Origin of the sequence: Chryseobacterium sp. OV279, assembly GCF_900128945.1 — a bacterium.
Lineage (GTDB): Bacteria > Bacteroidota > Bacteroidia > Flavobacteriales > Weeksellaceae > Chryseobacterium.
On sequence record NZ_FQUD01000004.1, the window covers coordinates 514,506 to 538,867 of the forward strand.

The 24,362-nt window shown below is 37.7% G+C and carries 22 protein-coding genes; 7 read left to right on the forward strand and 15 right to left on the reverse strand.

Annotated features, from left to right (window positions below; translation table 11 throughout):
* Positions 1-35 precede the first annotated feature (35 nt).
* The 4 genes from BUA72_RS19385 to BUA72_RS19400 all read right to left on the reverse strand — a co-directional run bounded on the left by BUA72_RS19385 (position 36) and on the right by BUA72_RS19400 (position 4,064).
* Positions 36-383 carry a DUF1801 domain-containing protein gene (locus tag BUA72_RS19385; protein ID WP_072924660.1) on the reverse strand — a complete coding sequence of 116 codons (348 nt, stop codon included), beginning with the start codon at positions 381-383 and terminating at the stop codon, positions 36-38.
* Positions 384-409: 26 nt separating this feature from the next.
* On the reverse strand, positions 410-2,242 hold the full coding sequence (locus BUA72_RS19390; protein WP_047450800.1) for an ABC transporter ATP-binding protein: 1,833 nt from the start codon (positions 2,240-2,242) through the stop codon (positions 410-412).
* 189 nt (positions 2,243-2,431) lie between these two features.
* The gene (locus tag BUA72_RS19395; protein ID WP_072924661.1) at positions 2,432-3,352 is read right to left on the reverse strand and encodes a M28 family peptidase; all 921 of its coding nucleotides are present in this window, start codon (positions 3,350-3,352) and stop codon (positions 2,432-2,434) included.
* A gap of 322 nt (positions 3,353-3,674) precedes the next feature.
* On the reverse strand, positions 3,675-4,064 hold the full coding sequence (locus tag BUA72_RS19400) for a DUF4293 domain-containing protein (RefSeq protein WP_047450796.1): 390 nt from the start codon (positions 4,062-4,064) through the stop codon (positions 3,675-3,677).
* 145 nt (positions 4,065-4,209) lie between these two features.
* Between BUA72_RS19400 and rho the strand changes: the two genes are divergently transcribed.
* Together rho and BUA72_RS19410 are read left to right on the forward strand one after the other, a co-directional pair.
* Entirely contained in the window at positions 4,210-6,087 is a 1,878-nt protein-coding gene (gene rho, locus BUA72_RS19405; RefSeq protein ID WP_072924663.1) for a transcription termination factor Rho, read from the forward strand.
* 342 nt (positions 6,088-6,429) lie between these two features.
* Positions 6,430-7,026, forward strand: a complete 597-nt coding sequence (locus tag BUA72_RS19410) for a superoxide dismutase (RefSeq protein ID WP_034724027.1) — start codon at positions 6,430-6,432, stop codon at positions 7,024-7,026.
* A gap of 79 nt (positions 7,027-7,105) precedes the next feature.
* On the opposite strand, the gene BUA72_RS19415 is transcribed toward BUA72_RS19410, so the two are convergent.
* On the reverse strand, positions 7,106-7,525 hold the full coding sequence (locus BUA72_RS19415; RefSeq protein ID WP_072924664.1) for a DUF6146 family protein: 420 nt from the start codon (positions 7,523-7,525) through the stop codon (positions 7,106-7,108).
* Between the two features lie 55 nt (positions 7,526-7,580).
* Positions 7,581-8,768 carry an endonuclease/exonuclease/phosphatase family protein gene (locus BUA72_RS19420; protein ID WP_047450791.1) on the reverse strand — a complete coding sequence of 396 codons (1,188 nt, stop codon included), beginning with the start codon at positions 8,766-8,768 and terminating at the stop codon, positions 7,581-7,583.
* Between the two features lie 246 nt (positions 8,769-9,014).
* Here BUA72_RS19420 and BUA72_RS19425 point away from each other — a divergent pair, with 246 nt between their 5' ends.
* The 3 genes from BUA72_RS19425 to BUA72_RS19435 all read left to right on the forward strand — a co-directional run bounded on the left by BUA72_RS19425 (position 9,015) and on the right by BUA72_RS19435 (position 13,888).
* Positions 9,015-11,891, forward strand: a complete 2,877-nt coding sequence (locus BUA72_RS19425) for a carboxypeptidase-like regulatory domain-containing protein (protein ID WP_072924666.1) — start codon at positions 9,015-9,017, stop codon at positions 11,889-11,891.
* A gap of 20 nt (positions 11,892-11,911) precedes the next feature.
* On the forward strand, positions 11,912-13,309 hold the full coding sequence (locus tag BUA72_RS19430; RefSeq protein WP_072924668.1) for a M949_1556 family lipoprotein: 1,398 nt from the start codon (positions 11,912-11,914) through the stop codon (positions 13,307-13,309).
* Between the two features lie 210 nt (positions 13,310-13,519).
* On the forward strand, positions 13,520-13,888 hold the full coding sequence (locus BUA72_RS19435; protein WP_228407923.1) for a hypothetical protein: 369 nt from the start codon (positions 13,520-13,522) through the stop codon (positions 13,886-13,888).
* Positions 13,889-13,975: 87 nt separating this feature from the next.
* On the opposite strand, the gene BUA72_RS19440 is transcribed toward BUA72_RS19435, so the two are convergent.
* The 5 genes from BUA72_RS19440 to BUA72_RS19460 all read right to left on the reverse strand — a co-directional run bounded on the left by BUA72_RS19440 (position 13,976) and on the right by BUA72_RS19460 (position 17,584).
* The gene (locus tag BUA72_RS19440; protein WP_228383983.1) at positions 13,976-14,446 is read right to left on the reverse strand and encodes a DUF6702 family protein; all 471 of its coding nucleotides are present in this window, start codon (positions 14,444-14,446) and stop codon (positions 13,976-13,978) included.
* A 58-nt stretch (positions 14,447-14,504) separates the two neighbouring features.
* A complete protein-coding gene (locus BUA72_RS19445; protein ID WP_081873875.1) occupies positions 14,505-15,257 on the reverse strand; it encodes an LOG family protein in 753 nt (250 codons plus the stop codon).
* A gap of 8 nt (positions 15,258-15,265) precedes the next feature.
* Positions 15,266-15,979: a nucleotidyltransferase family protein gene (locus tag BUA72_RS19450; RefSeq protein WP_047450782.1), complete on the reverse strand. Its 714-nt coding sequence runs from the start codon at positions 15,977-15,979 to the stop codon at positions 15,266-15,268.
* Positions 15,980-16,044: 65 nt separating this feature from the next.
* Positions 16,045-16,464, reverse strand: coding sequence for a RapZ C-terminal domain-containing protein (locus tag BUA72_RS19455; protein ID WP_072924671.1), 420 nt, complete (start codon positions 16,462-16,464; stop codon positions 16,045-16,047).
* 100 nt (positions 16,465-16,564) lie between these two features.
* The gene (locus BUA72_RS19460) at positions 16,565-17,584 is read right to left on the reverse strand and encodes an aminoglycoside phosphotransferase family protein (protein WP_072924673.1); all 1,020 of its coding nucleotides are present in this window, start codon (positions 17,582-17,584) and stop codon (positions 16,565-16,567) included.
* A gap of 290 nt (positions 17,585-17,874) precedes the next feature.
* Here BUA72_RS19460 and xrtF point away from each other — a divergent pair, with 290 nt between their 5' ends.
* A complete protein-coding gene (gene xrtF / locus BUA72_RS19465; RefSeq protein ID WP_072924674.1) occupies positions 17,875-18,405 on the forward strand; it encodes an exosortase family protein XrtF in 531 nt (176 codons plus the stop codon).
* Positions 18,392-18,838: an exosortase F system-associated membrane protein gene (locus tag BUA72_RS19470; RefSeq protein WP_072924676.1), complete on the forward strand. Its 447-nt coding sequence runs from the start codon at positions 18,392-18,394 to the stop codon at positions 18,836-18,838. The genes xrtF and BUA72_RS19470 overlap by 14 nt, the downstream gene beginning before the upstream one ends.
* Before the next feature lie 125 nt (positions 18,839-18,963).
* Here BUA72_RS19470 and BUA72_RS19475 read toward each other — a convergent pair whose 3' ends face one another.
* From BUA72_RS19475 to BUA72_RS19490, 4 genes are all read right to left on the reverse strand, one after another.
* A complete protein-coding gene (locus BUA72_RS19475; RefSeq protein ID WP_072924677.1) occupies positions 18,964-19,965 on the reverse strand; it encodes a cation diffusion facilitator family transporter in 1,002 nt (333 codons plus the stop codon).
* 53 nt (positions 19,966-20,018) lie between these two features.
* Positions 20,019-21,011, reverse strand: a complete 993-nt coding sequence (locus BUA72_RS19480; protein ID WP_072924679.1) for an aspartate-semialdehyde dehydrogenase — start codon at positions 21,009-21,011, stop codon at positions 20,019-20,021.
* A 75-nt stretch (positions 21,012-21,086) separates the two neighbouring features.
* Positions 21,087-21,524, reverse strand: a complete 438-nt coding sequence (locus BUA72_RS19485) for a hypothetical protein (RefSeq protein WP_034724008.1) — start codon at positions 21,522-21,524, stop codon at positions 21,087-21,089.
* A gap of 94 nt (positions 21,525-21,618) precedes the next feature.
* The gene (locus BUA72_RS19490) at positions 21,619-24,210 is read right to left on the reverse strand and encodes a TonB-dependent receptor (protein ID WP_072924680.1); all 2,592 of its coding nucleotides are present in this window, start codon (positions 24,208-24,210) and stop codon (positions 21,619-21,621) included.
* Between the last annotated feature and the right edge of the window lie 152 nt (positions 24,211-24,362).

The following is a 24,362-nucleotide window of genomic DNA, read 5'->3' on the forward strand; positions in this document are numbered from 1 at the left end:
ATGGGCTGCGGCATGGTGAAACCATGCCGCAGCTTTTATTTTATATGCTTTTTAACCTCTTCTGTGAGTTCTAAAATAGTTTCGACTGGCAAATCTTCTTCCATATTGATCAGAAGGATTTTAAACTTCTTTCTGCCATCCTGGATCAGGAGTGGATGATCAAGTCTGTCACCATGATAAAAACTGACGTAATGCTGTTTGTACTTTTTGCTATAGTAGAGATAACACAGCATTTTCTTTTTATACTTAAAGAAGGGGAGTCCGAAACTTAATGTCTCTGTAATGTGTTCCGTATCAGATTCGAGGATCTTTTTTCGTAAAAACAAAAGAGTACTTCTTTCAGGCTCGTCAATTCTGTAGAAGTACTCTTGTATGGGATTCATTTAAATGAATTTAATTCAATAAACGATTAGTCAAAATTTTGCAGCTCTACCAGCTTGTGGTACATGCCTTTCTTAGCGATAAGATCGTGGTGTGTTCCCTGTTCCACTACAATTCCTTTCTCCATTACTACGATCCAGTCTGCTTTTTGGATTGTTGAAAGTCTGTGTGCAATCACCAGGGATGTTCTGTTTTCCATCATTTTATCCAAGGCGTCCTGAACAAATCTTTCAGATTCCGTATCCAGTGCAGAAGTAGCTTCATCGAGGATCATTACCGGAGGATTTTTCAATACTGCTCTGGCGATGGAAACCCTCTGTTTCTGACCTCCGGAAAGTTTATTTCCATCGTCACCGATATTAGAGTTGTATCCATCAGGAAGATTCGAAATAAAATTGTCAGCATTGGCAATTTTTGCCGCTTCGACTACTTCTTCTTTCGTCGCATCAGGTTTACCCATCAGGATATTGTTGTATACTGAATCATTGAACAGTACAGATTCCTGAGTTACCATTCCCAGAAGCTGACGGTATTCTTTTAATTTTAAATGTTTAATGTCAACCCCGTCAATTAAAATCTGACCTTCATTCACATCATAGAATCTTGCCAAAAGGTTAGCAATAGTTGTTTTTCCACTTCCACTCTGGCCTACAAGGGCGATGGTTTTTCCTTTCGGAATGATCAGTGAGAAGTTTTTAAGGATCACATTATCTTTATCGTAATAGAATCCAATGTTTTTGAATTCGATCTGATTGCTTAAGGTAGAGATAGAAATAGGTTCTGCAATTTCTTCCACTTTTAGATCATAATCAAGAACTTCAGCTACTCTTTCCAAACTTGCCATACCTCCCTGGATGGAAGAAATCGCACTGGAAAGCTTTTTCGCCGGGTCAAGAATCTGGAAGAACATTCCGATGAATACCAAGAAAGCCTGAGGTTTCATCGTTTGATCCTCTAAAATTTGTGTTCCCGCATACCATGTAATGATAAGAATAGTAATAGAACCAAGGAATTCGCTCATAGGTGATGCCAATTCTCTTCTTCTACTCATATCGATCGCATAGTTCTGCCAGTTGGTAGTTGTTTCGTTGAATCTGTTTTTAAGGATCTTATCTGCATTAAAGATCTTGATGACCTTAGACGACTTCAATGTTTCGTCTACCAAGGAGAAAAGATTTCCAAGTTCAGCCTGAGCAAAATGAGCCTGTTTTTTCAAACTTTTTCCGGTCCATGAAATCAGCCAGCCCATAATCGGGAAAACAAGTAGTGAGAATAAGGTAAGCTGAGGAGACAGTAAAAATAGTGCGATCAATGAAGAGATGATCATAAACGGAGCATTGATAATATCTACCAAAACCCCCATGATTCCACCTTCTACACCTCCGATGTCATTGGAAATTCTTGACATCATATCTCCCTTTCTCTGTTCTGTAAAGAAAGAAACCGGAAGTTGAAGAAATTTATTATACATCGCCGTACGAAGATCCTTTGTAATTCCTACTCGGTAATTTACCAATAGGAAAGACCCGATGTACCTGAAAATATTTCTTAATAAAAATGAAACTCCTGTGATGGCACAAAGAACAGCCAATACATAAACGGCACCGTGCTGGTCTATCTGTATCTGTACAAAATAGTACGCTTTATCTTTTATATAATTGAAATAGTCGCCGAAAGCTCCGCTCCATACCGGCTCTTTACCCTGTTTTTCAATCGTACCGAACATTAATCCCAAAATAGGAAGCATGGTTCCTACCGATAAGATATTGAGTAAGGAGTACAGAATATTGAAAAACATACTTCCGAAAAGGTATTTTTGATGCGGTTTCGCGAAATAAAGTATTCTTTGTAATGGTTTCATTCAATGAAAAATTGGATAGCAAAATTACGTAAAATTAAAGGAAAAGACGTTCTTAATCCTGTTTTACTTTAATTAATATGTTTCAATCGGACCTATTTTGTTACAAACGTTTGTTTAATTTTATATCACTTAGGGATTATAGGCTAAAGAAAAAACCGCCATTCCGGCGGTTTTTATGATTATATTTCTTTAAAATTTTACTTTGTCATTATATTTTGGAGCAAAATTCTTAGGATTTAATTTTTCAAGAGTTTTTCCCACATTGTTGATAATACCGGTTAAATTATCAAAATCCACCACACTCACATCATCACTTTCATTATGGTAATGCGAAGCTTTCGTCATATCAACCGTTGAGAATGAATGCGCAATAATTTTCTTCTTCACAAAACTTACATTGTCTGATCTGTAGAATAATTTTTGTGCTGCGTAAGGGTCCGGGTTTATTTTTAAACCGTTGGCGGCATATTGATTAAATAGTTCATCAAAATCTGAAAACTCGTCGCCGGTCATAAAAAGAGCATTCTTTCCGAATTGAGATTCTGTAGCGACCATTTCAAAGTTGAAAAGTGCGGTCATATTATTATAGATCTTATCCAGATTGGCATCCGTAGAAATCGCTTTGGATCCCAGCATTCCTTTTTCTTCTCCATTAAAGGCCATGAACACCATTGAGAATTCAGGTTTTTTGTTTTTGAAATAATCGGCAATACCTGCTAAAGTGGCAATTCCGCTTGCATCATCATCTGCACCATTATAGATATTATCTCCGGTTTTGTCACTTGTCCCGATGTGATCGAAATGACCTGAGAATCCCAGATACTTATCCGTTTTCCCTTTTTTAACCCCGCATACGTTGTAGACTTTCTTTCCTTCATATTCAAAAGGAATCAGGTAAGAATTTCCTGTACAGTAGTCAAGTTTATTTTCTTTAAAAAGCTTTGCAATATATTCTGCTGCCTTGTCATTTTCCGGAGTTCCGATCTCACGGCCTTTCATTTCGTCTGAAGCCAGTGTAGAAAGGATGGTGGTTACTCTTTCTTTTGAAACTTCCTGTGCCAGCGTAAATACGGAGCAGAAGGACAGGGCAAGGTAGGTTAGTTTTTTCATTATAGATACAATTTAATAGGATCAGTCGTATTCTTAACGGAAATGTTGCATGAAATGGTATAAATTAATCAGACAGGAATGCATTTCAACCATTAAGATACTTAAGATCTAATGCGAAATTAAGTAAATCATTTAATTTTTAAAACATTTTCAGACTTTCAGTTGATATTCACACCGATACTATTTCAAAAAAGACTCTGTCACACTGAGCGGAGTCGAAGTGTGTGTCAATTTAATTATGAAAATCAAAACGGTTTATATAATGACTACAAAAAAAACAGCTCCTTTCGGAACTGTTCTCACTCAAAAAATCGTTGTAAGGCTATCGAAGTCGGTCTACAGATTTTACGAGCCTCTCATCTCTGCGGATCAATACGTTTGCAATAAGCAGACATATGATTGCAATCAATGGGAAAACCGGCTCAATACCCTTCTCAGGAATCTGAATTCCTCCGGATAAGTTTAGTAACCAGTACGCCAATACACCAATCAACAAAGCGTTTATAACGATGCTGAACGTATTCAGCATAATTTGTCTTTTTCTGTTTTTGAAACTGAAAATACTTAATGCACCTGCCAAAACAAGGGCAATACAACTGATATCAATCACCGGAATATTGCCGAAAACGTCAACATCCTGTCCTGTAACGAAAAGGGAAACAGCAGCCAAAACCGCCAAAAGAGTCCATATAGTCTGTATTCTCTGTAACATTGATTCTTAAATACCTGGCAAAAATAACATAAATTTTGCACAATTCAAAAATTAGTGTAGATTTGCATTATACATATGTACTTGAAAACAAAAGTCACCGGACTTACTTTTCTTACTCACAATTAATTACATTTTTACATTAAGTATGTTTAACATAGAAACGTTAAGGTCAAAATCCGTAACGGAACTGACTAAAATCTTAAAAGATTTAGGCGTTAAAGTTGCTAGAAACAGCAATGATAATGATAAGATCTTTGCCGTTCTTGACTTTCAGGCTTCTAACCCTAAAGTTGCAAAAGATTATTTCAACGCCACAGAAACCAGCATGGATACTGAAGAAAAACCGGCAGACAAACCTGCTAAGGCTCCTGTAAAAAAAGCAGCGCCTAAAAGACAACCTGCCAAACCAAGAGCAGAAGTAAAAGCACCAACTGAAGAAAAACCACAGATTGAAGAGAAAGTAGAAGAAAAGGTGCCGGCTGCTGAAGAACCCAAACAGGAAGAACCTAAAGCTGAAACAGTTTCCACTCCTGAAGAAAACAATCAGGCACAAGCCAAGAAAAAAAGAAAAAGAGTAGTAGCCAATAACACTGGTACTACAGAAACTCCACAGGAAAGAGCAGAAGCTCCTAAAAATGCAGAACCTCAAGAATCTGCTCCATCTGAAGAAAAGCCTAATACTCCTCAAAATCAGGCCAGATCCCAACAAAGACAAAACAATCCGCAAAACAGCGGAAACCAACATAAGAACCCTAATCAGCATCAAAACCAAAATCAGGGTCAGAACCAAAATAATCCTAACCAACACCAGAATCCTAACCAGAATCAGAATCCTAATCAAAATCAGCAAAGACAACACGCTGACAGAAATGAGGAGCATCATTCTGAACACAGAAAAGAATTCAGTTTCGATGGAATGGTAAGTATTGAAGGGGTTTTAGAAATCCTTCCGGATAACTACGGATTCCTTCGTTCATCTGATTTCAGTTATATTTCTTCTCCTGATGACGTATATGTTTCTACGGCACAGATCAGAAATTTCGGTCTTAAAACCGGAGATACTGTTAAAGGAATTGTAAGACTTCCGAAAGAAGGAGAAAAATATTTTTCATTATTAAAACCTACGGAAGTAAACGGACGTGATCTTGCGTTCATCAAAGACCGTGTGGCATTTGAATATTTAACGCCGCTTTTCCCTGAAGAAAAATTTAATCTTACCGGAAACGGATCTACGCTTTCAACAAGAATTGTAGATCTTTTTGCACCAATCGGAAAAGGACAGAGAGCCATGATCGTAGCCCAGCCTAAAACGGGTAAAACGATGTTGCTAAAAGATATCGCCAACTCTATTGCAGCCAATCACCCTGAAGTATATATGATGGTCCTTCTGATCGACGAACGTCCTGAAGAGGTTACCGATATGGAAAGAAGTGTAAATGCAGAAGTTATCGCCTCTACATTTGATGAAGCAGCTGACAAGCATGTAAAAGTGGCCAACCTTGTTTTAGCAAAAGCTCAGAGAATGGTAGAATGCGGACATGATGTAGTGATCCTTCTTGACTCTATTACGAGATTAGCAAGAGCATACAACACGGTGACACCAGCATCAGGAAAAGTACTTTCCGGTGGGGTAGATGCCAATGCGCTTCACAAACCGAAAAGATTTTTCGGGGCGGCCAGAAAAATTGAGGGTGGTGGTTCATTAACCATCATTGCTACGGCACTTATCGACACAGGTTCTAAAATGGACGAAGTGATCTTTGAAGAATTCAAAGGAACGGGTAACATGGAACTTCAGTTAGATAGAAAAATTGCCAACAGAAGAATTTATCCTGCGATTGATCTTGTCTCTTCAAGCACGCGTAGAGACGACCTTCTCTTAGACGAAGTAACTTCTCAGAGAATGTGGATCTTCAGAAAATACCTTTCTGAGATGAATCCTGTAGAAGCAATGGAATTTGTAAACAAAAACATCAGAGGAACTTTAAATAACGAAGAATTCCTGATGTCTATGAATAAATAGATTAATTTAATTGTTGTTAAAAAAAGCACGGAAATCAGCGGATTTTCGTGCTTTTTTATTGAAGTTGGAGAGGTTTGAGTTTGAGAGTTTGAGTGTAAAAGGGTTTGAGGGTTTTTAAAAAGAGTAAGATTGTAATTTGTTTTTTCATTAACTCAAAAAAGGCTTTGAGATTTATTTTAGACTGCGATAACCTCCCTCTTCCAACTTCCCGCTTCCCTCCTATAAAAATTAATTCATTCTAAATCAATATATCAATGTTAAAGATTTATTAAAGTAATACCCAGTATTTGATAATCGCCTAAATATTGGCTAAATTTGGATATAACATTAAAAATAAAAATTATGTCATTTGAATTACCTAAATTAGGATATGCATACGATGCATTGGAGCCTACTATTGATGCTAAAACTATGGAAATCCACCATACAAAACATCACCAGGCTTATATTGACAATTTAAATAAAGCCATTGAAGGAACTGAGCTAGCAGGTAAAACGATCGAAGAGATCTGCCAGACAGGAACTGACAAGCCAGCTGTAAGAAACAATGGTGGAGGACACTTCAACCACTCTTTATTCTGGGAAATTTTAACTCCGGGCGGAAGCAATGAGCCTGTAGGAAACGTAAAAGCTGCTATTGAAGCTTACGGAGGTCTTGAAAAATTCAAAAATGATTTTTCTGACGCTGCTAAAACAAGATTCGGTTCAGGATGGGCTTGGTTAGTGAAAAATGCAGACGGATCTGTATCTGTTTCATCTACTCCGAACCAGGACAACCCGTTAATGCCTGTTGCAGATGTGAAAGGAACTCCGGTTTTAGGATTGGACGTTTGGGAGCACGCTTACTATTTAAACTACCAAAACAGAAGACCTGATTATGTAGCAGCGTTCTTCAGCGTAGTAAACTGGGATAAAGTAGAGGAATTATTTAACAAATAATTTTCAGCTATTATAAAAGTAAAAAGGTTCAGAAGAAATTCTGAACCTTTTTTTATTGTTATGATCTTTCTTTTTAAGACTATCTCGTAGCATCACTTGGAGAAAGCCCGTTCATTTTCAATCCGTATTTCCAGCTTACATAGGCAAAGACCTGATAGAGCTTGTATTCAAATTTAATCCCGTATTTCTCTCTCGGATCGTAATCTATGCCGGACTCTATAATATTCCTGTATTTTCCTGAACTGTAATAAGAATTCCATTCAGTAACCAGAAATGTGTTTTTTGTTTTCAGATAAGATTCCGAATACTGACTCATCGGTTTGGCTACCGCATTTAAAAAGTAATCGAACTGGGTGTCGATCACAGTAATATCCCACTCGCCGTCATCATTTTTAGAAGGCTTCATTTCAGACTTCTCTTCACCTTTCTTAGGGCCGTCCTGAGAAAAACAGCTGAAAGGAATCAGTGCAAAGAGAAGTAGGGTGATTATATTTTTCATAATAAAAGCATTGTATAAAAAATAAGCACTCAAAATGAGTGCCTAAGTTAATTTTTTATGGTTCTTTCTGAAGAATAACAAATGCCGGGAAGTGGTCACTGTATCCTCCTGTAAACTGGTCTCCGTTCCAGGATCTGAAAGGATAACCTTTATAGTTTCCTTCTTTGTTCACTAAATATGGGGGAGCAAAGATTTCTGCTTTGTATACTGAGTATTCTTTAGTTACCTGATCCGAAACCAAATTCTTGGAAACGATGATCTGGTCAAAAAGGTTAGGCGCATCCTGATAAGCCAGTGAAGCAATACCTTTCTTATATAAAGGATACATTAAATTAAGGTAAGGTGTCGTTTCGCTTAAATCTTTAGGACTTGCTGCCGCTTTTAGATAATTTTTTAAACTTGAACTTACAGGATCATCATTGAAGTCACCCATAGCAAAAAGCTTTGTCGTAGGATCTGCTGTTCTGATGCTGTCCATTTGCTGCTTCAGTAAAGCCGCTGCTGCATTTCTTTTAGGTAATGAAACGGCTTCACCACCTCTTCTTGAAGGCCAGTGATTCATGAAGAATGCTACTTTTTCATTATCAAGGAAACCAGTTACTACCAAGATGTCTCTGGTGTATTCTCTTTTACCGTCATCACCGAATACTTTCAGTTCTTTCTTTAAAGAGTTGGTTACTGTAAATCTTCTTTTCTGATAGATTAGTGCTACATCAATTCCTCTGTAGTCATAAGAGTTGTAGTGTACGATTCCGTAATCATATTTGGCAAGAGCAGGCTGTTTTACAAGATCTTCGATCACCTGTCTGTTTTCTACTTCGATAAGCCCTACCACGGCAGGAGCTGTTTTGGTATACTGAGCACCCAGTTCTGCAATTACTTTTGCTTCGTTGGCCAGTTTTGCTTTGTAGATTTTGGTATTATAGTTTTTACCGCTGCTTGGGGTGAATTCTTCAGAACCGCTTTGGTATCTTACGGCTTTCTTTCCCTTTAAAGCACTGTCGCTCCAAGGTCCGTCATGCTTTTCAGCTTCTAAAAATTTGATGGAATCTAAGGGTATACTTCTATGGAAAGCCGGATTATGGATGTCTTTAGTCCCATCTATATAATCTGCAGAACGTATAGTGTCCCAAAGGTTTTCAACATTCAAAAAACCAACAGCAGCCACTTTTCTAAGCTTGCCCTGTTGTGCAAAAGCCATTACCGAAAAAACGATGGCCATAAAACTCATAAATCTCTTCATCCTCTAGAGTATTAAAATTATTTAAACGACAAATTTACCTTTTTTTAATTCACTCCATTTTAAATATTTGTAAATTTAAAACAATATAAAATAATTCTCTTATATAATGAATCATAAAAGCTTGCAATGTTAAGAAAAAATAATGTTAAAAAAGTTGGAAATTCCAAATTTTGACTAAATTTGTGCCCCCAACTTTTAAACGGTTGAAAACTAATAAGAAAAGTATTAAAAAAAATAAATATACTCATGATTAAAAAACTATCATTAGTCTCTTTGTTTACTTTACTTCCTGCTTCATTCTATTTTGCGCAGACCACTGTGTTTGCGTATCTTAAGGATGCTGAAGGAAAGCCCATTGAAAGGGCAGAAGTAGATCTTAAAGGGAGTGAGAATGATGTAACGGCTGATAAAATTGGATATTTCCAGTTTGTAGACCTGCAGCCGGGCCATTATCAAATTATGATTACGAAACCAAACTTCGAAACCAAAATGATGGAGTTTGACGTAGCCGATGAGAAAAAAAAGGATCTGGGGATAATTACCCTGTATTCTAATCTTACAAGCGCAGATCAAGGTTTAGCTATTATAGACAATGATGATGATGACAGCAACAGCAGTGGACAGGCTTCCACAGTAGGTTTGCTACAATCATCAATGGATGTATTCAGTAGAATTGCTGCGTTTGATTTAGGATTTTACTGGTTCCGCCCAAGAGGTATCGATGGAAGAACTGGTGAATCTATGCTGAACGGTGTTTCCATGGTAAAATCTGATAATGGTAATGTTGACTTCAGTAACTGGGGTGGACTAAACGAGATCACGAGATATCCTGAAATCGCGTCTAACCATTCTCCGTCTGAATATGCTTTTGGAGGAAACAGCTCTGTGGTTTACAAAAACACAAAAGCAAGTGAGTATAGAAAAGGATTCCAGTTTACACAATCCTTAACCAACAGAAATTACAGAAACAGAACATCTTTACGATATACCTCAGGAATGAGCAAGAAAGGATGGGCGTTTACTGCAATGGGGGCCAGAAGATGGGCTGATGAAGGAATCCAGGAAGGAACTTTCTATGATGCTTACGGAGCTTACCTTGGGGTTGAAAAGAAATTCAGCGACAGCCACACGATTACCTTCAATGCGATCGGTGCGCCTTACAGAAGATCTACATCCAGCCCGAATACTCAGGAAGTGTATGACTACAGAGGGGTACATTACAACTCGTACTGGGGATGGCAGGATGGAGAAAAGAGAAGCGAAAGAGTTCGTAGAGGATTTCAGCCGCTTTTCCAGATTCAGGACTTCTGGAAAATTAATAAAAAATCCAGTCTTTGGACGACTGCATCTTACCAGTTTGGAAAAGATAAAGGTTCCCGTTTAGACTGGAATGGGGTTACCAATCCTTCTCCTACCTACTACAGAAACTTACCAAGTTACTATATCAACAGTATTATTTATAACGCTACCAATAATACACAGCCAGATCCTACACAGTACGGAACTCTGATCGATGCTTACAATACAAGTTTGTCAAGCTGGCAGAACGGAGATCCTAATGTTACTCAGCTTAACTGGGGACAGATCTATGCGAACAACCAAAAGGTAGATGCTGCAGACCAGGCTGAAATGGCCCGTTTGTACGGAATATCCGGAAAGCGTTCTAAAGTATATCTGGTAGATGACGTAAGTGATGATAAGATTTTCAATGCTGGTACACACTATACGTACAACTTTAACGACCGTACGAAGTTTATCATGAACGTTTCTTATCAGAACTACAAATCTGAGCTTTACCGTGAAATGAAAGATCTTTTAGGAGGTGATTACGCTATTGGTGTAGATCCGTTTAAAGAATCTGCAAAACCTGGTTCTTCAGGATTGTATAATACGTTAGATTCCAACGTTCAGCTGAAAGAAGGGGACCGTATGACTTACAATTATATCCTGAGAAGACAGGAGGCGAAAGTAAATCCGGGACTGAAATTTTCTACAGGTAATTTTGATGTATTTGTTTCTGCTATGGCAGGATATTCTACTTCAAACAGAGAAGGTCTTTTCAAGCATTATTTATATGAAAACTCTTACGGGAAAAGCAAAGATTACAATTTCTGGAACTTTGGTCTGAAAGGACAGATTGTTTACCGTATCAACGGACGTAACTTCTTAGTGTATAACGGAGCGATGTACAATCAGGCACCATTCCTGGAAGATTTGTTCATCAATCCTAGAATCAACGCACTTGTTAATCCTAATATCAGAAGTACCGTATATACAGCGAATGATTTAAGTTATGTGATCAATACACCTTTCCTTAAATTAAGAGCATCAGGATTTATTGTAGATACTCAGAATGAAACCAATGTACAGAGATTCTTTGCAGACGGAATTCAGCTGAGCAGCACAAATCCGGACGGATCTGTTTCTCAGGTACAGAGTGCATTCGTTACTCAGGTAATGTCCAACCTAGAGAAAAGAAATATGGGGGTTGAATTAGGGGTTGACCTTAAAGTTCTTCCTACTTTATCTTTACAGGGTCTTGCCAGTTTAGGTGAGTATACATACAGAAACAATCCGGAAGTTTATCTGGTTTCTGATGCTTCAGGAAGTAGTGTGACTTCTTTCGGAAAAGCCTATTTGAAAGATTATAAGCAAGGGGGAACTCCTCAGCGTGCTTTCTCTTTAGGTTTCCGTTACAACAACCCGAAATACTGGTGGGTAGGTGCCAACTGGAACTATTTTGATAACAATTATCTGGATCCGGCTCCGGCTTTAAGAACGAATAACTTTATTCAAAACCCTTATTCAAGTACACCTTACATTGGTCTTACCGATGGTGATGTACGTGATATGCTGAAGCCTGTACAACTTCCTTCTGCATTTTTCTTAAATGCCAATGCAGGGAAATCATTCATGATTGGAAAGTATTACATATTATTAACTGCTTCTGTGAATAACATCTTAAACAACAAGAGATTCATTACAGGAGGTTTTGAGCAAACGAGAGAAACGAAAGCGAAAGATTTTGCTTCGGATTATTACAGTCCTACACCTTCTTTCGGACCGAAATACTGGTATACTCAGGGACGTTCGTACTTTGTTAACTTACAATTCAGATTCTAATAAAAAATAAAAAAATAACAATGAATAATTTCACTAACTTTTTCAAAACGACATTCGTAGTAGTAGGTGTACTGTCTGCAGTGTCTTCTTGTGTAAAGAATGATGATTGGGAAACTCCCCCGATCGCCTGTTCCAATAAGTTCGAAGCGCCAAACATTTCAATGGCAGATTTTTCGGCTCAGGCTCCTGCTACAGGATATAAATTAATTACTACAGATCAGATCTTCGATGGTTATATCGTTTCTTCTGATGCTCAGGGAAATTTCTACAAAACCATCTCTTTCCAGGATAAAACGGTTAACCCTACAGTAGGTCTTCAGATCGAGGTGGATAAAGCAAGTAACTTTGCAGATTTCCCGGTAGGTGCACACATCAGAATTAATGCTAAAGGATTGCGTTTAGGTCTTGACAGAGGTTCTATTAAATTAGGTTCTGAAGATCCGAACTTCGCGATCGGTAGAATTCCTCAGGCTCTTGTAGGAAGATATGTTTCCGGAGTATGTTCAGGAAACGGTTTGGATATCCAGACTCTTGTCCCTACAAAGCTTAATTCATTAAATGATGCAAAGCAGGCTAACCTGATCAATACGTTAGTTACTGTATCTGACGTACAGTTTGGTATCGGTGAAATCTTCCCGGTTCAGAAAAAATATCTTGATTATGATGCCGGAAACCAAGGTTTGGATACAGACAGAAATATTGAAGATAAATTAGGAGGTGCAGCAGTAATCAGAAACTCAGGATTCTTCAAGAGTGGAGGAGAGCTTATACCAAAAGGAAACGGTACCGTTACTTTCGTAGTAAGCAGATACAATTCTACATGGCAGATGCTGATCAGAAGCTTATCTGATATCAACTTCACAGGAACAAGAGTAGATGCAACGCCGCCTAAAGGAGGTACGGAGATTGCTTATTCAGGTTCATTCCTTGAAAACTTTGAAAGCTATTCTCTGACGCCTACTAACCTTGAAGTATATCCTAAATATGTAAATGATGCGGTGTTAGGAAACAGATACTGGCAGTTAAAGACTTTCAGCAACAATAAATATATCCAGTTGGGAGCTAATTCAGGTTCTGGAAACTACTTGACTTATTTTGCTGTACCGGTTGACTTTACAGCAGCCAACACCGTGAAATTTGACGTTAACGTTGGATTCTGGAATGGTAATGCTTTAAAAGTATATTACACGACCAACTATACTCCGCTTGGAGATATTACAACGGCAACTAAAACAGATATTACATCTGCATTTACAATTCCACAGGCTCCGGCTGTTAATTATGGTACGTTAGCTCCTGCGGGAACTTATACGCTACCTGCCGGATTAACGGGTAACGGATTTATCTTATTTGAATATACAGGAGCATCTACGGGTGTGACCACTACTCTTCAGTTAGATAATATTCAGATTCAGTAATCAAAATCTGATATTTTAAATACAGGCCGTCTTTTAGGAGACGGCCTTTTTTGTTTAGTTATGATTTTTATAATGATCAGTAAATTTGAAATTATTTAAATCCTGATATTTTTTATTTATCCTTGTCAAGGTTCAAAACCTTGACAAGGATAAGCTTTCTCTTTTTTAGAATGAGTATATTGGAATATATAAAAGTTAAACTCATCCTGTATGAACGAAATAACCAAAACATTGACCTGTTTGTTCGTGTTTATCATGCTTTTCTCCTGTGAAAAAAACGAATGTTTGAAATACAGTCAGATACTTTCCAAAGAAGAATGTAACATTATTGTAGATCTGGAACCTGCTAATTCGGTCTGGTTTGAGATTAAAGGACATGATCCTATAACGCAAGAGCCTAAAGTTTGTAAAACGCACAACAGATGGTGGAATTTATATGCTGATGAAATAGAACTTGGAGATACGGTTGTAAAAAAGAGAGGGGAATTAACGTTTAATATTCACAAGAAAGATACAGTGATCACGCATGAATGGGAGAAATGTAATGAAATAGATGCTACGCTCAAGAAAGGATCTTAATAACTATTATTTGGTAAAACAAAAGTTGATAGGACACAAAAAAACCACCGCATCTGCAGTGGTTTATTTATTTTTAAATTATTCCGACTAGAAAGAAACCTCATTCACTTCTTTTCCTCTCTGGAAGTTCATTACTTTCTGGCTTCCTTTGTAAGAAACACTCACAATATTGAACTGCTTAGGAAAAGAACTTAAAAGAATGGTGTTTTTAATCTTCATGGTACTGATGTCCGGAACACCGCCGGTTTCAAAATATACCCATACCGTTTCTCCGCTTACCTGACTTCCGGTGAAGGTTATAGTTTTCGGAGAGCCATTGACGTACACATCAAAATTATTGTTCACATATTTTTTTACTTCTGCTTCAAATCCGGCTGTATTGGGATTGATTTTAATAGCGTCAGAAATATGGTTGGTATTCATCTTTGTGGTAAACTTCAATGTTTTGCTTCCATCTATATAATCAACTTTGGTCATTGAAGAGAAAAAGTCTACATACATAAAACTCATTAACACAAAAAATGTTAAAATTCCTGATATATATAAAAGTTTTTTCATCTTAATTAATAGATTTACAATCATACTTGCTAATTATAGGTCACAAATAATATGCCAATTAAAAATTTACATTCACAGAATACTTATCATAAAATGCTTTGATGTGGGCCACCGCTTCATCAGCCGTGTCTACCACTCTGTATAAGTCCAGATCATCTTCTGCGATCATCCCTTCTTTTAACAGTGTTGCCTTGAACCATTCCAACAGTCCGCCCCAGAATTCACTTCCTACGAGAACGATCGGAAATTTACCAATTTTATTGGTTTGGATCAATGTCATAGCTTCCGTCAGTTCATCCAGTGTCCCGAAACCTCCCGGCATGACCACGAATCCCTGAGAATATTTTACAAACATTACTTTTCTTACAAAAAAGTAATCGAAGTTCATAGAATAAGATTTGTTAATATACGGATTAAAATGCTGTTCAAACGGCAGATCAATATTAAGTCCGATAGATCTTCCCTGTGCATTAAAAGCGCCCTTATTTCCTGCTTCCATGATCCCCGGACCGCCTCCGGTAATGATTCCGAAGCCCAGTTTGGTGATCTTTTCAGCAATTTCCACCGCCATCGCGTAATATTTACTTTCAGGCTTCAGCCTTGCAGATCCGAAAATAGAAACACATGGTCCGATTTTGGCCAGTTTTTCGTAGCCATCCACGAATTCAGCCATCACTTTGAAAACCATCCAGCTGTCTTTGGTGATGGTTTCGTCCCAGGTTTTCTGTCTGAGACTGTTGTGAAGCTTTGTTTCATTAATATCTAAGGCCGGATTTACTAAACTTTCATCCCTGTTTCCATCCATTTCCATTACAAAAATTATTTAAAATGTTTTTCGGCTTCTATTACAGATTCGGGTCTTCCCACATCTATCAGAATGCTGTCGTGCACAAATCCGTGGATATGCTCGGTCTGCATCAGATCCAGATATTCCTCCATAACAGAAAACTTGCCGGTTCTCTTTATTTTTTCAAAGATAGCGGGGTTGATACAGTGAACGCCACTGAAAGCAAGAGCCTTAAAGCCTTTGTTGAATTCTGCAAGCCTCTGTTCTCCCGACTGTACATTCAGCCAGCCTCTCAAAACCATATCGTCGTTGAAAAGTAATTTTCGCGAACTATCTCTGTCTGAAACCGCTAAAGTAGCAAAATCTTTTATCTTTTTGTGGTACTCCACCAGAGCATTGATATTGATATCCGTTAAAATATCAGCGTTCATGATCAGAAAATCTTCCCCGTGATCGAGGAACTTTCTAGCAAAAATCAAGCCGCCGCCGGTTTCCAGCAGTTCATTGGTCTCATCTGAGATTTCAATGTTGCATCCGAAATTACTGTTTTTATTTAAAAATTCAACAATCTGATTTCCAAAATGATGGATATTGATCACAAAATCTTTTATTCCGAAGCCTTTAAGATATTTGATATTTCTTTCCAAAAGCGGTATGCCGTTTACCTTGGCCAGTGCTTTCGGATGATGATCCGTAAAGGGTTTGAGCCTTGTGCCTTTTCCGGCAGCGAAAATTAAAGCTTTCATATAGTATAAGTAATGAGTGATAAATAATGAGTAATTTCAGGGTTGATGAACAAGTAAAATAGTACTTATTGCTCATTACTCACGTTCAGTTGGTGCTGTTCGTCATGATGAAGGCTTATTTCTGTTCCCTCAGGATATTTTTCCTTGATGAATTCAGCAATTTTGATGGCAGAATATACAGATCTGTGCTGTCCGCCTGTACATCCGAAACTGATCTGAAGGTCTTCAAAACCTCTTTCCAGATAATTATCGATATTAATGGACACGATAGATTTTACCAGTTCCAGGAATTTAGGCATCTCTGTTTTGGTTTCAAGATATTCCTGAACGCCGATGTCGTTTCCTGTCTGGATTTTATATTCTTCAATTCTTCCCGGGTTTAAAATCCCTCTGCAGTCGAAAGTAAAACCTCCGCCGTTTCCTGAAAGATCCTTGGGAATTCCTCCTTTTTTGTACGAAAAACTGTGTATGTCGATGTGTAGCATTTTGTTTATATTTTTTTATTTAAACCATTTAAGGTTTTTATTTTTTATTGGTAGTAAAGCCTTCGACTCCGCTCAGGCTGACATTGTTAATATGAGGTTGTTAATGATTCAAAATCGCATTAATTTTTAATTTTGATTCTTCTGTAGCCAGCTGTTCTATTACTTTTTTAAGTTCCGGATAATTGTTCATCTGTTCCCATGATGCTGCGAACTGCGTGATGTTTTGAATTCCTTTTTCCAGACTTGATATGAAATGTTGTTTCCTTTGGATCAGTCCTCTGAAGCCGTAAGCTCCAAGTACCTGCAGGAATCTCATCATCTGGATTGGTTTTACCGATTTTTTTAGTTGAATTTTAATTTCCTCATTATCAAATTGTCCGATGTAATAATTAAGCATTTCGTTTTTGAAGTCTTCCGGGAAATCAGCCTTTGCCTGGAAAAGAAAAGAGATCACATCATACATCAATGGACCTTTCATAGCAGACTGATAATCGATGAACGAAACTTTACTTTCTTCATTTACCATGATGTTTCTGGCCTGAAAATCGCGGATCATAATTCCTGTAGGTTCGAGGCTTTCAATAAGTGCAGCGATCTGTTTAAATTCTTTCAACAGAGCAGACTTACGGTATTCCAGTTCCAGAACATCCGCGACAAAGTTTTTAAAATAATACAGGTCATGGATCACGGGAAGTTCGTCATAACTTTCATATTCAAAAGTTTTTGAGAAATCAATTTTCCCCTGCGTCCGGATCTGAAGTTCAAAAAGTTTTTCCAGGGTCTGTTTTACCAATGCCTGCACATGTGGAGAAAGTCCTTCCTTGGTAATAATCTCGGAAAGGGTCTGTCCTCCCAGGAATTCCTGTACATACATTTTCCTGTCATCAGAGACTGCAAAAATACCAGGTGTGTTGAGGTTGAGTTCAGAGAAAATTTCAGAATAATACAGGAAACTTTCGTTTTCCGGGATATTTTCATTGCTGGTGATGATGTATTTTCTGTTGCCGGATTTGGCCAGGAAATTCACCCTCGCAGAACCGCTTTGAGCCAGTGTAACGAACTCAGAAGATGGTTCACCGAGATAGTTTTCAAAAAATCGTTTTGCGTTTTCGGAAGTCATAATATGGAAACAAATATACTAATTTAATGGGAGTTTGAGAGTTTTGGAGTAGGAGAGTATGAGGGTGTTGGCGTTTGAGAGGTTTGAAAAGTTATCAGTTATAAATTATGAGTTATTTCGAGTGGGTTCCGGAGTTGGAGGACTTTCACAATTCACTTGCGCAGCAAAGTTCACAATTCACATCCCTTAATCACAACCTAAAAATCTGAAATCTCATGTCTGATATCTGGTGTCTGCAATCTGATGTCTTAATTTAGCTTACATTTCAGTCGAATTTTTATCTTTGTATTATGCTAAAGGATTTTAAACCAGTTTTAAACATTTTGCTGAGGTTCATCGTCATTTATCTGGTGTTGCTGTTTGCTTACCAGTTTTATCTGAATGCTAGTAAAGCAGGCGGACTGGATCCTTTTTCGAGAATAATCGCGGATCAGGTGGCCTCTATTCAGAAAGCTTCGGGATTTCCTACGTTACTTTATGATGATGTGAAAAATGAGCAGGTTTGGTTTTATGTAAAGAAAAATTACGTGACCAGAATGGTGGAAGGGTGTAATGCCATTTCAGTAATGATCCTGTTTGTCGCATTCGTATTTGCGTTTTATAAAGGGGCTAAAACTTTTGTTTTTGCTCTTGCCGGACTTGTTCTGCTGTATATCATGAATCTTCTCCGCATCGTTGGACTGAACGTTGTGATGTCGGATTATAAAGAATATGGAAAAATGTTTCATGATTTTATTTTTCCGGCGGTTATTTATGGAACGGTGGTGGTTCTTTGGCTGGTATGGATTAAATTCTTTGCATTAAAAAATGAAAATTCTTAACTGGCTTCTCTTCATAGCAGGAATCTGCGGCCTTATCAGCGTACGTGTGCTGGAGGATAAAATTTTCTATGATCCTTTCCTGAGATATTTTCATGAGGCGAATAAACATATTGCATTTCCGCAGTTTGAGTGGGGCAAATTAATAGTTGGTCATGTTTTCAGGTTTATTCTTAATCTTGCTTTGTCCTGCCTGATCATTCAGTGTCTTTTTAAAAATAAACAGTGGACGGTGCAGGGCGCATTGCTCATCACCATTATATTTGTTATTACTTTCCCGATTTATCTTTACTGTATCTATGACCGGTTTGATGTGGGGTATCTTTTCTCCTTTTACATGAGAAGGTTTGTCATTCAGCCGCTGGCGCTGCTTTTGATTGTTCCTATGTTTTATTACAGGAAACAGTTAGAAAAGGACAGACAAATAAACGGGTAGATTCATTACTTACAGGTTGCCTTAGAATTTTGGAATATTTGGAAAGGTCAATGGTGAATTTTGCTTCGCAAGTCAATGGTGAATGATAGAAGTAGAAGTAAGATCAACTGACAACACTCTGAACCCTAATCTACGGTATGTTTATCTACACTCGTTACATTTTCCGGAGTCCATTCTACTCTTTTCACAAAGTTTTTTTCGCGGACAGGGCAGTCTTTGATTTGACAGACAGAACATGAGACGGTTTTACAATCATCCATATGAAAGTTAAATTCTACGCTTCTTTTGGTATTTTTAGCTAAAAGAATAATCATTTTTTCCATTTCATTGTGCGCTTCCCGAAGGCTGTAATACCAGGGCAGAGTAATATGGGCATCGATATGGAGATTGGCCCCGAATTGCTGGATTTTCATATTGTGAACGTCTATCCATTCTATTCTTCTGTTATCTTCCAGTACCTTGATAATCTGGTTCAGAAGGTCAGGATCCTGCTCATCCATAATTCCGCTTAACGACTTTCTGACAATCTTATATCCGACATAGATGATGTAGAAACCAAAAACAAGGGCTACCACAGAATCCAGCCAATAAATTTTGGTAAAATAAACAATAACTAAGCTGATGACCACCCCTAATGTTGTGATGGTGTCAGACTGAAGATGTTTTCCGGATGAAACCAAAACCAGCGAGTTTTCAGCCTTTCCTTTTTTAATGGAAATATAGCCTAAAAGATAATTAACGATGGCGGTTGCAGCGATGATCCATATTCCCAGATCCAGTTTGGCTAAAGTTTTTCCTACAACTAAGCTGTTGACACCTTCATAGATGATCATGATCCCCGCAATGGCGATTAAAGCGCCTTCAATGCCGGATGTTACGAATTCTACTTTTCCGTGGCCGTACGGATGGTCTTCGTCCTTTGGTTTGGCGGCCAAATGAAGAGAGTAGAGCCCCATAAATGCACTGATGACATTTACGACACTTTCCATGGCATCTGAAAATACAGCATCGGAATTGGTGAGCTTCCATGCAATGATTTTTCCAATGAATAAAATGACTCCGAAAACAGCAATGATTTTTTGGAATCCAATTTTGTCTTTGTGGGTAATGGTCTTTTTATTTTCCATAGTTTGATAAAAAAAAGAATCTCAATTCTGAGACTCTTTTTTATTTTGTTAGTTTAAACTAAGTTGTTGGCTGCTAAGTATTCTGCAATCTGTACAGCGTTCGTTGCTGCTCCTTTTCGCAGATTGTCTGCTACGATCCAGAGATTCAGCGTTTTGGGCTGGGAGAGATCCCGTCTTATCCTGCCGACGAATACATCGTCTTTACCTTCGGAGTAGAGTGGCATTGGATATTCGTTGTTTTTCACATTGTCCATTACAACTACACCCGGTGTTTCAGATAAGATTTTTCTTACTTCGTCAAGGTCAAATTCGTTTTCAAATTCAATATTTACACTTTCTGAGTGACCTCCCTGAACAGGAACTCTCACTGCAGTTGCGGTAAGGTTGAATGTATCATCGCCTAAAATTTTCTTAGGCTCTTTCATTAACTTGATCTCTTCTTTAGTATAATCATCATCACTGAATACATCACAGTGAGGAAGAGCATTTTTAAAGATCTGATAAGGATAAACTTTGGCAACGCTGTCGTCTCCGTTTATTTCGGCATTAAGCTGATCCACAGCATTTTTCCCTGTTCCGGTCACAGACTGATACGTAGAAACAACGACTCTTTTCAGATCATATTTTTTATTCAATGGACCTAATACCATCACCAACTGAATGGTAGAACAGTTTGGATTGGCAATGATCTTATCTTCTTTGGTCAATACATTCGCATTGATTTCCGGAACCACCAGTTTTTTGGTAGGATCCATTCTCCAGGCAGAAGAATTGTCAATGACTGTAGTACCAGCTGCTGCAAACAGAGGGGCGAATTCAAGAGAAGTGTCTCCTCCGGCAGAGAAAATAGCGATATCAGGTTTGGCAGCTATAGCGTCTTTCATGCTTACAATCGTAAATTCCTCCTGTTTATACTTCACCTTCTTACCTACAGATCTTTCGGATGCTACCGGAATTAATTCTGTTACAGGGAAGTTTCTCTCCTCCAAAACTTTCAGCATAACTTGTCCAACCATTCCTGTTGAACCGACTACAGCTACTTTCATTGATTTAATTAAAAATTTAAGGTTAAACTATTACCAAGTGATCAACTCATTGTATATCACTTAGTATTTTATTTTTTAAGCCCCAAAGACTCTTGTCCAAGGGAACGCGAATGCAAATAAACCTACCGCAATAAGACCCATAATCACAATTCCTAAAGAAATGGTGTCATTAGATTTTACTTTCTTATTGATGATCGTCATCAATACCGCTGCGATTAGCATAGAAAATGGATGTTCTACAAATGTCTGTCTGCTGTAAGCATCTTTCATTAATGTTCCGGCAGCTATGGCAGCTTTAAAGCCCGGAGAGGTGAACAGTAAACATACGCCCAGTAAAAACTGAACGTGGAAGAAAATCATCGTGAAGAGCGTGATCTTCTTTAAAAATTTGTTCACTTTACCACTGAAGCCAAACATAGTAGCTAAAAGGGCAATAATAAATAATGAGGCCAAAAGAAGTTCAAGATACCCAAATCCTTTGTGTGCATTAAGCAAAATCTTGTAAAAATCCATATTCAATTTTTTCTATTTTTCTAGGTACAAATATAACAAAAATCCCGGCGAAAAGCCGGGATAGATATTTATAAAATCTAATATAATGATCTTATTAGAAGTTGAATGACAATGTTGCTGCCCATGTTCTTCCGAATCCGAAGAATACTCTGTTACCATTAGCGATACCTTTGTACATTCTTCCTGCATCCTGGTATGTTTTACCTAAGTCAGGGTCTCCTGCTGTTGTGATTTTGTCACTTCCAAAGATATTTGTTGCGCCATCCTGGATGTAAGTAGTATCAAATAAGTTGTAAACGTTAGCTCCAACAGTAAAATACTGGTTAGCGTCTCTTAATCTGATTTTATATGATACACCAATATCAGTCAGGTTATAATCAGGTAATTTTAATACCCCTCTGTCCTGGTTAGCAATATTTGAGAAAGTAGCAATATCAATAGAAGAATAAAGCTTACCTACAAATCTCCATCCTGCATAGATGCTTAGGTCTTTTACCGGCTTAACGGTAGCTCCTAATGATGCAGTCATTTGTGGAATACTGTTACTGCTTGTTCCTCCTACTTTTACTTTATCAATATAAAGTGTAGTTGTGTTTGAATCTCCAGCTACAGTTAGAGGATTGTTGTTTCCGTCAAATGTTGTACCTGTTGCATTTCCTTTGTAATAATAGTCTCCCCAAGAGAACATACCATTAATTTCTAAGAACTTATTCAGTTTATATGTTGCATCAAATTCAACTCCCTGGTGGATTTCTGTGATGCCGTTCATTTCTGCATAAGCATCTGTTACGTCAGGAACCTGGATCGTTCTTCTTAAAGCTCTGTCTTTCCACTGTGTTCTGTAAACGTTAACATTTGCACTGAAGTTTGCAGATCTGAATCCGTACCCAACTTCAGCAGAGAAAATTTTCTCATTAGTTAACTGAGGGTTAACAACTTGTTGGTTACTTGGATATACCGTGTTCATGAATGGCTGCTTACTGTAATAACCAATGTTTGCAAAAACATTATGGTTTTCATTGATATTATAGTTAGCACCCCCTTTGATGTTGTATCCAAAGATGTTTTTGAAACCTGTTTTTCTGTTTACAGTTTGGTTTCTTTGTACGGTGATACCATCTTGAACGAACTCGTCAATTCTTTGGTATCCCTGATTAGAAACTGATCCTTGTAAGAATGCAGATAGTTTATCTTTTGTATATTCTACCTGACCAAATCCACTGTACCAGATTACTTCTCCATCATTACTGAATCCAACTCTTTCGTTCAATGGAACCTGGCTTCCTCCGAAAGGATTCCATGATAGTTTTTTGTAATCAGAAGTTTGAGAAACAAGGTTTGGAGCGATGTTTTTGTTATTGGAATCTTTGTATCCCTGTGCACCATATAGATCTGAAACCACCTGATAGTGATATCCGTAGTAGTATCTGTCATCAGTACCTACAGAGAAATTCCAGTTATCATTAATCTTATGTTGGAAATTGGCTAATACACCATACCAGTTGTGAGAATTGATACTTGCTCTACGTACTAATGTTGCACCTGCACCTGCTGTACTTGCGTTTACTGCAGCATTTTCAGCGAATAATTTGTCATAATTATAAAGACCTTGTGCGTCTCTAAAGTATCCTTGGCCATTAACTAAAGTTGTTAGTCCTCTACCGTTAACTCTTCCTAGATCAGCAGTTCCACCACCTCTACCGTTAGACATGTAGGCTACTGTGCTCAACTTGGATTTATCATTGATAGTCCAGTCCCAGTTAAACATGATAACTGGTTTGTTATAATAGTTTGATCTGTTGGAAAGAGCAACTCTTCTTCCTTCAGCGTTAGTGTAATATCCCCAGTCTGAATTATAAGTTCTGTCAGGAGTTCCGTCATTATCCGGGTTATATCTTACATAATCACTAATAGAAGGAGCGTAAGATCTTTGATCATGCCATTGTGGAGCTCCAGTGATTGTGAATTGGAAATTGTGTTTTTTGTTTGGCTCCCAACCTAATGCAAAATAGTAAGCATAAGATTCGTAGTCTGTATTTTGAATATAGGTAGATCCGCTTTGTCTGCTCATTAAGAATGAAGTAGACCATCCTTTGTCAGATTTTCCAGTATTGTAGGCGAATGATGTTTTTAAAAAGTCATTGTTACCAACTCCTAATCTTACAATCCCCCCTTTTTTCATATCTGCTGACTTCGTGATGAAGTTCATTGTACCTCCAACAGAAGCGATAGCCAGTTTAGAAGAACCAAGACCTCTTTGTACCTGCATAAAACTTGTTACGTCAGATAACCCAGTCCAGTTTGAGAAATAAACAGTACCACCTTCCATGTCATTCACGGGCATACCGTTTACCATTACTGCAATGTTTCTGGATTCAAAACCACGCATAACAATCTGAGAGTCTCCAAAACCACCGCCGCCTTTTGTTGCGTATACAGATGGTGTTGTGTTTAAAAGTTCAACAAGTTCCTGGTTTCCTTGTCTTTCAAGAATTTGTGCTGCTTTTACTGTAGAAACTGCTACTGGTGTTTTTCTATCTTTAGCGATATCCGTAACACCTCTTAGAATTACCTCGTCAATATCTTTCGACTTCGTTACAGTGTCTTGAACTTGCTGAGCGTAATAAACACTAGCTGTAGATAATGTGATAGCTACAGTCAGTATCGATTTGTTGATTAATTTCATAATCGTTAGTAATAGTTAGATTTAATTTTCTGCAAAATTCGCGAAATAAAATTTAACTAATATTAACTGTATGTTAATTTTTACTCAATCTTAATAAGAATTAAAATACTGATTATCAGTGCTATGTATAAAAATTGAATTTTAGCATGAAA